This window comes from Streptomyces sp. OfavH-34-F, assembly GCF_022347745.1.
GTDB lineage: Bacteria > Actinomycetota > Actinomycetes > Streptomycetales > Streptomycetaceae > Streptomyces.
This window is the reverse complement of sequence record NZ_JAKRGC010000333.1, coordinates 1-6,832: the sequence shown is the minus strand read 5'-3', so window position 1 is coordinate 6,832 and position 6,832 is coordinate 1. Positions and strand designations below refer to the sequence as shown.

Genomic DNA, 6,832 nt, shown 5'->3' with positions numbered 1-6,832 from the left:
GCCGGTGGCCCGGGCGCGGGCGTGCAGCGCCGACTGGGCGGCCAGGCGGTCGCGGGCGGCGAACAGGGCGCGGGACAGGGCGAGCGCGGTGCGGCGCTCGTGCGGGTCGAGGAAGCGGTTGCGGCTGGAGAGCGCGAGGCCGTCCGGCTCCCGGACCGTCTCCACGCCGACGATCTCCACCGGGAAGTTCAGGTCCCGCACCATGCGCCGGATCAGGGCGAGCTGCTGGGCGTCCTTCTGCCCGAAGAACGCGGTGTCGGGGCGGGTGAGGTGGAGCAGCTTGGCGACGACGGTGAGCATGCCGTCGAAGTGGCCGGGGCGCGAGGCCCCCTCCAGGCGTTCGCCCATCGGGCCGGCCGCGATCCGGACCTGCGGTTCGCCGCCGGGGTAGACCTCGTCCACGGACGGGGCGAAGACCGCGTCGGCGCCCGCCGCGCCGGCCACCGCGAGGTCGGCTTCGAGCGTGCGCGGGTAGCGGTCGAGGTCGGCGGCCTCGCCGAACTGGAGCGGGTTGACGAAGACGGTGACGACGACCTGGCCGGCGGGGCCCGCGTGGGCGCGGGCGGCCCGGATCAGGGAGGCGTGTCCCTCGTGCAGGGCGCCCATCGTCATGACGACGGCCCGCCGCCCCTCGGGGGCGTAGCCGTGCAGTGCGGCGGCCGTGTGGAAGAGGGCCGGAGTGAAGGCGGTGGCGGTCATCGGGACTCCTCCGGTCCGTTGCCGTGGGGGCCGGTGCCCGGTGCCGCCCCGTCGGCGAGGGCGTCCAGCAGGTCTTCGGCCAGTTCCGGCTTGAGCAGGCCGTGGGCGAGGGCGCGGTCCGCGGTGGCGCGGGCCATCGCGACGTACCCGGCGACCGTCTGCGGGGCGTGGGCGCGCAGCTCGCCGATGTGGGCGGCGACCGTGCCGGCGTCGCCGCGCGCGACCGGGCCGGTGAGCGCCGCGTCGCCGGAGCGCAGGGCGTTGTCCAGGGCGGCGCCGAGGAGCGGGCCGAGCATCCGGTCGGGGGCGGTGACCCCGGCGGTGCGCAGCAGCTCCATCGACTGGGCGACCAGCGTGACCAGGTGGTTCGCGCCGAGGGCGAGGGCCGCGTGGTAGAGCGGGCGGGACTCCTCGGCGACCCACTCGGGCTCGCCGCCCATCTCGATGACCAGCGCCTCCGCGGCGAGCCGCAGCTCGTCGGGGGCGGTGACCCCGAAGGAGCAGCCGGCCAGCCGCTGCACGTCCACCGAGGTGCCGGTGAACGTCATCGCGGGGTGCAGGGCGAGCGGCAGGGCGCCGGCCCGCCGGGCGGGGTCCAGGACCTTCGTGCCGTACCGGCCCGAGGTGTGGACGAGGAGCTGTCCGGGGCGGACGGCGCCGGTCTCGGCCAGGCCCTCCACGAGTCCGGGCAGGGCGTCGTCGGGGACGGTGAGCAGGACCAGCTCGGCGCGCGCGAGGACCTCGGCGGGCGGGACGAGCGGGACGTCGGGGAGCAGGTCGGCGGCGCGCCGCACCGAGGCGTCGGAGACGCCCGAGACGGCGACCGGACGGTGCCCGGCGAGGGCCAGGGACGCGGCCAGGGCGGGGCCGACACGGCCCGCCCCCACCACGCCGACGGTGAGCCGGGCGGGGCGGTCCCTCGCGTCGAGGGGCCCCTGGGGAGCTGATGCGTTCACACTGCGGGCCTTCCGTTCCAGTCCGCGGGGGGTACCGGACGATTCCTCTGCATGCTACGCCAGCTCCCGGCCCCGCATCCCGGCTGTCCACAGGCTGTGGATACCGTCTCGGGCGGGACTGAATCCCGGTGGGCGGCCACGGCTTTCCGCGCGATGATCGTCCCATGGACTACATGGGCACGCGGGGCGCGGACGGCGCCGGGGACGGGGCGTCGGAAGCCGTGGACGCCGAGGAGGCGGGGCGGCTGCGCAGGCTCACCGCCTGGCGGAAGGCCGGACGCGCCCTGGGCCGGCTCCCCCAGGACCGCACGCTCGGCGAACAGCTGGCCGCCCTGGCCGCCCAGGCCGCCACGGTCACCGACCCGGCCCTCCCGGCGGACCTCTACGGGGACGGGGTCGTCGGCGAGCTGGAGCGCCGGGTCGCCGGCCTGCTGGGCACGGAGGCCGCCGTGTTCTTCCCGACCGGGACGATGGCGCAGCAGGTCGCGCTCCGCTGCTGGGCCGGCCGCACCGGCAACCCCGTCGTCGCCCTGCATCCGCTCGCCCACCCGGAGGTCCACGAGAACGGCGCGCTGGGCGCGGTGAGCGGGCTGCGCACCGTTCATCCGACGACCGAGCCGCGGCTGCCCTCGGCCGACGAGGTCCGCGACTTCCCGGAGCCGTTCGGCACCCTGATGCTGGAGCTGCCGCTGCGGGACGCCGGGTTCCTGCTGCCCTCCTGGGAGGAGCTGGAGGCCGTGGTGGCCGCCGCCCGCGACCGGGAGGCGGTGGTCCACTTCGACGGGGCCCGGCTGTGGGAGTGCGCCCCGCACTTCGGGCGGACGCTGCCGGAGATCGCCGCGCTCGCGGACAGCGTGTACGTGTCCTTCTACAAGTCCCTGGGCGGGATCTCCGGGGCCGCGCTCGCCGGTTCCGCCTCGCTGGTCGAGGAGGCCCGCCTGTGGCGGCACCGGTACGGGGGCATGCTCTACCAGCAGTTCCCGGCGGCGGTCGCGGCGCTGGCCGGGCTGGACCGGGAGCTGCCGAGGCTGCCCGCGTACGTGGCGCACGCCCAGGTGGTCGCCGAGGCGCTGGCCGAGGGGTTCGAGGCGGCGGGCGCGGGCTGGTTCCGGGTGCATCCGCGGCGGCCGCACACCCACCAGTTCCAGGTGTGGCTGCCCTACGACGCCGACGTGCTGACCGAGACGGCGGTGCGGCAGGCCGAGGAGACCGGCACCGTCCTCTTCCGCCGCTGGTTCACGCCGGACACCGGCGCGCCGGGGGTGGCGGCCACGGAGGTGACGGTGAACGAGGCCGGTCTGGAGTGGACCGCCCAGGACGTGCGGGACGCGGTGGCCGCGTTCCTGGCACGGCTGCCCGCCCGGGGCTGAGGACCGCCCGGCCCGGCCGTGGATTGACGGCGGCCGTCAATCCGTGACCGGGTTGTCGGACCCGCCGGGCACCATGGACGCGTGAGCGTCACCATCCGCATCGCGGGCCTGGCCCCCGACCGCTTCGTCTTCCGGACCTCCCCGCTGGTCGAGCTGGGGGTGGCGCTGCACGCGCTCTCCGAACCGGGCCACCATCCGGGCCTGCACGGCTGGGCGACGGCCACCGCCACGGCCCTGGAGCCCGACCTCGCGGACCGGCTGCACGAGGCGGAGTTCCTGTGGCGGAACACCTTCTCGGACATCTTCATGCCGTTCGCCGGGATCGTCGGCGGCGACGGGGTTACGGGCGCCGACCTCGCCGCCGACCTGGACATCCTGGACCGGCTGGACGACGACCGGTTCGTCTCCGCCGCCCTGGAGTTCACCTGCGCCGCCTTCTACGGGACCGGCTCGGCCTCCCCGCTGCGGGACGCCGGGATGCGCGCCCGCGCCCTGGACATGGCGGCGGCGCGCGGGCCGCGCCAGGTGGAGTTCACCCAGCGGCTGCTGGCCGACCCTGCTCCGGTGCGCCGCTGGCTGCGCCGCCTCTTCGAGGACTGCGACCAGGCGTTCTTCGCGGACACCTGGGAGCGGGTGCGCGTGCAGCTGGTGGCCGACGCGCGGCACAAGACGGACCTGCTGCGGCACAAGGGCCTGGCCGAGGCGATACGGGCGGTCTCCCCCGCGCTGTCGCTGGACGCGGACGGCGGCACGATCAGCGTCGACAAGCTGACCGAGGGGGAGACCGACGCCACGGACCCGGCGGTGGGCCCCGGGCTCACGCTCATCCCCACCGCCTTCGGCCGGCCGCACCTGATGGTGCTGCACGCCCCGGGCTGGCGGCCGGTGATCCACTACCCGGTGCACCGGCCCGAGCTGCCCGCGCCCGCCCCGGTGGAGCTGCTGCAACTGCGGATGGAGGCGCTCGCCCACCCGATGCGGATGCGGCTGTGCCGGAACATCGCCCGCTCCCCGTGGACCACCGGCGAACTGGCCGACACCCACGGGATCACCTCGCCGGAGGTCTCCCGGCATCTGGCGGTGCTCAAGAAGGCGGGGCTCGTCACGACCCGGCGCCGGGGCCGGTACGTGCTGCACCAGCTGGACCTGACCGTGGTGGCCCGGCTGGGGAGCGACTTCCTGGAGGGCATCCTGCGCTGAGCGCGGCGCCTGTCAGCCCGCGCCGCCGCCCGCCCGGACCAGCCCCGTCTCGTACGCGAGGACGACGACCTGCACCCGGTCGCGCAGGGCCAGCTTGGTCAGGATGCGGCCGACATGCGTCTTCACGGTCGCCTCGGAGAGGACCAGCCGTCCCGCGATCTCGCCGTTGGACAGGCCCTGGGCGACCAGCAGCATCACCTCGCGCTCGCGCTCGGTGAGCTTGGCGACGTCCTTGTGCTGCGGCTCCGGCGTACCGCTGGGGAGCATCGGCGAGAAGCGGTCGAGGAGCCGGCGGGTGGTGGACGGGGCGACGACCGCGTCCCCGCTGTGCACGGAGCGGATCGCGGCCAGCAGCTCGCCCGGCGGCACGTCCTTCAGCATGAAGCCGCTGGCCCCGGCCTTGAGCCCGGAGAACGCGTACTCGTCGAGGTCGAAGGTGGTCAGGATGAGCACCTTGGGCGCATCGGGCTGCGCGCAGATGCGGCGGGTGGCCTCGACGCCGTCCAGCCGGGGCATGCGGACGTCCATCAGCACCACGTCCACCGCGGTGGCGCGCAGGATCTCGATCGCCTCCGCGCCGTCACCGGCCTCGGCGACCACCTCCATGTCCGGCTGGGCGGCGAGCACCATCCGGAAGCCGGTGCGCAGCAGCACCTGGTCGTCGACGAGCATCACGCGGATCGCCATCGGGTCCTGTCTCTCCTCGTTCGTCCGGCTCATTCGTCCGGCTCATCCGGCCAGGCCGGCCCGGTCGGTCGGTTCGTTCGGCTCGTTCGGTTCGTGCGGCGCGGTTCAGCGGTCGGCGGCCTTGAGCGGCAGCAGCGCGCTGATCCGGAAGCCGCCGCCGGGGCGCGGCCCGGCATCCAGTGTGCCGCCGACCATGCCGACCCGTTCCCGCATGCCGATCATGCCGTGCCCCGCGCCGTCCGCGCCGCCGTCCTCGTACAGCTCGTGGGCGGCGCCCCGGCCGTCGTCCTCGACCAGCAGGCCGAGCCCGTCGTCGAAGTAGACCAGCCGGACGCTGGCCCCGGCGTGCGGGCCGCCGTGCTTGCGGGTGTTGGTCAGGGCCTCCTGCACGATGCGGTACGCGGTCAGTTCGACACCGCTGGGCAGCGGGCGGGCGGTGCCCTCGACCTTGAAGTCCACCTCCAGGCCGGCCTTGCGCACCTGGTCGATCAGCTCCTCGATCTGCTCGACGTCGGGCTGCGGCACGTACTCGCCGCTCTCCTCGGCGTCGCCCGTGCGCAGCACGCCGAGCAGCCGGCGCATCTCCGCGAGGGCCTGCCGGCCGGTGGTGGAGATGGTCTCCAGCGCCTGCCGGGCCTGGTCGGGCGCCGCGTCCAGCACATAGGCGGCGCCGTCGGCCTGCACCACCATCACCGACACGTTGTGCGCGACCACGTCGTGGAGTTCGCGGGCGATCCGGGCCCGTTCGGCGGCGACCGCCACCTTGGCCTGCGCCTCCCGCTCCCGCTCCAGCCGGGCCGCCCGCTCCTCCAGCTGGTCGAAGTAGGCCCGCCGGGTCCGCATCGAGTCGCCGAGCACCCAGGCCAGGACGAACGGCACCGTCAGCACCACGACGACGAACACCGACTCCGCCCAGCCGCGCGTCACTTCCTCCTGGTCGGGCCAGCGGAGCTGGGAGAGCGTCGCCGCGCTCAGACTGCACACCAGGGCGAGCCGGGAGGCCCAGCGCTCACCGACGGTGGCGACCGTGAACGTGATCACCAGCATCGCGAAGTTCGCCACGGTCGGCCGGACCCCGCACAGCAGCTGCACCACGCCCATCGCGATGGCGAGCAGCAGCATCTTCTCCGGCGCCCGCCTGCGCAGCGCGACGACGAGGCAGAGCCCCACGACCACCGGCACGATCGCGATCCGTTCGAGCGGTCCGCCGCGCCCGGCGTCGCCCACCACGATGGTCATGCCGGAGAGCCCGAGGAGGAAGACAGCCCAGAAGCTGTCCACACCCGTCGGGTGTCTGCGGATGAAATCGTAGAGGCGCTGCACGTAACCCAGCGTAAAGAAGACTGCGGGGTGCCGGGTCAGCCGAAGGGTCGATCCGGGTCTCGGGCCCCTACTCCCCAAGGTGGAGACTGGTGAATCGTGAGGGATGAGTGGCGCGGGTGGCAGGAGGCGGCGCAGGCCGCGCTCTACGGCGACGACGGCTTCTACCGGCGCCCCGAGGGCCCGGCGGGTCATTTCCGCACCTCGGTGCACGCCTCGCCGCTGTTCGCCGCCGCCGTCGCCCGGCTGCTGGTGCGGACGGCGGCGGAGCTGGGCACCGCCGACGTGGACCTGGTGGACATGGGGGCGGGGCGCGGGGAGCTGGTGACCGGCGTCCTCGCCGCGCTGCCCGCCGAGGGCGGCGCCGACCTGGCGGTACGGGCGTACGCGGTCGAGCTGGCCGCCCGCCCGGACGGCCTGGACCCCCGGGTGGAGTGGTGCGCCGAGCCGCCGAAGGGGGTGCGCGGGCTGCTGTTCGCCAACGAGTGGCTGGACAATGTGCCGCTGCCCGTGGCGGAGACCGGCGCGGACGGCGTCGAGCGGTACGTCGAGGTGCGCACCCGGGACGGCGCGGAGCGGCTGGGCGCGCCGGTCTCCGGG

Annotated in this window: 7 protein-coding genes; 3 read left to right on the top strand and 4 right to left on the bottom strand. The window is 75.1% G+C overall.

What is annotated here, in order from left to right:
- On the bottom strand, nt 1–699 hold a 699-nt coding region (panC, locus tag MHW47_RS30095), incomplete at its 3' end, for a pantoate--beta-alanine ligase (protein WP_239227006.1).
- Nucleotides 696–1,655, bottom strand: coding sequence for a Rossmann-like and DUF2520 domain-containing protein (locus tag MHW47_RS30090; protein ID WP_239227005.1), 960 nt, complete (start codon nt 1,653–1,655; stop codon nt 696–698). The genes panC and MHW47_RS30090, both read right to left, overlap by 4 nt.
- 173 nt (nt 1,656–1,828) lie before the next feature.
- On the opposite strand from MHW47_RS30090, the gene MHW47_RS30085 reads away from it, so the two are divergent.
- The gene (locus MHW47_RS30085; protein WP_239227010.1) at nt 1,829–3,025 is read left to right on the top strand and encodes a low specificity L-threonine aldolase; all 1,197 of its coding nucleotides are present in this window, start codon (nt 1,829–1,831) and stop codon (nt 3,023–3,025) included.
- 81 nt (nt 3,026–3,106) lie between these two features.
- Nucleotides 3,107–4,225, top strand: a complete 1,119-nt coding sequence (locus MHW47_RS30080; protein ID WP_239227003.1) for a DUF5937 family protein — start codon at nt 3,107–3,109, stop codon at nt 4,223–4,225.
- Nucleotides 4,226–4,237: 12 nt separating this feature from the next.
- Here the strand turns inward: MHW47_RS30080 and MHW47_RS30075 are convergent, their stop codons facing one another.
- Nucleotides 4,238–4,912, bottom strand: a complete 675-nt coding sequence (locus MHW47_RS30075; RefSeq protein ID WP_239227009.1) for a response regulator transcription factor — start codon at nt 4,910–4,912, stop codon at nt 4,238–4,240.
- Between the two features lie 105 nt (nt 4,913–5,017).
- On the bottom strand, nt 5,018–6,235 hold the full coding sequence (locus tag MHW47_RS30070) for a sensor histidine kinase (RefSeq protein WP_239227002.1): 1,218 nt from the start codon (nt 6,233–6,235) through the stop codon (nt 5,018–5,020).
- A 96-nt stretch (nt 6,236–6,331) separates the two neighbouring features.
- Between MHW47_RS30070 and MHW47_RS30065 the strand changes: the two genes are divergently transcribed.
- Nucleotides 6,332–6,832, top strand: a 501-nt coding sequence (locus MHW47_RS30065) for an SAM-dependent methyltransferase (RefSeq protein ID WP_374230170.1), incomplete at its 3' end; no start/stop codon positions are given.

Excerpts from the sequence above, each read along its gene's own strand:
- MHW47_RS30085 (WP_239227010.1), top strand. The coding sequence starts at position 1,829 with ATGGGCACGCGGGGCGCGGACGGCGCCGGGGACGGGGCGTCGGAAGCC.
- MHW47_RS30075 (WP_239227009.1), bottom strand. The coding sequence starts at position 4,912 with ATGGCGATCCGCGTGATGCTCGTCGACGACCAGGTGCTGCTGCGCACC.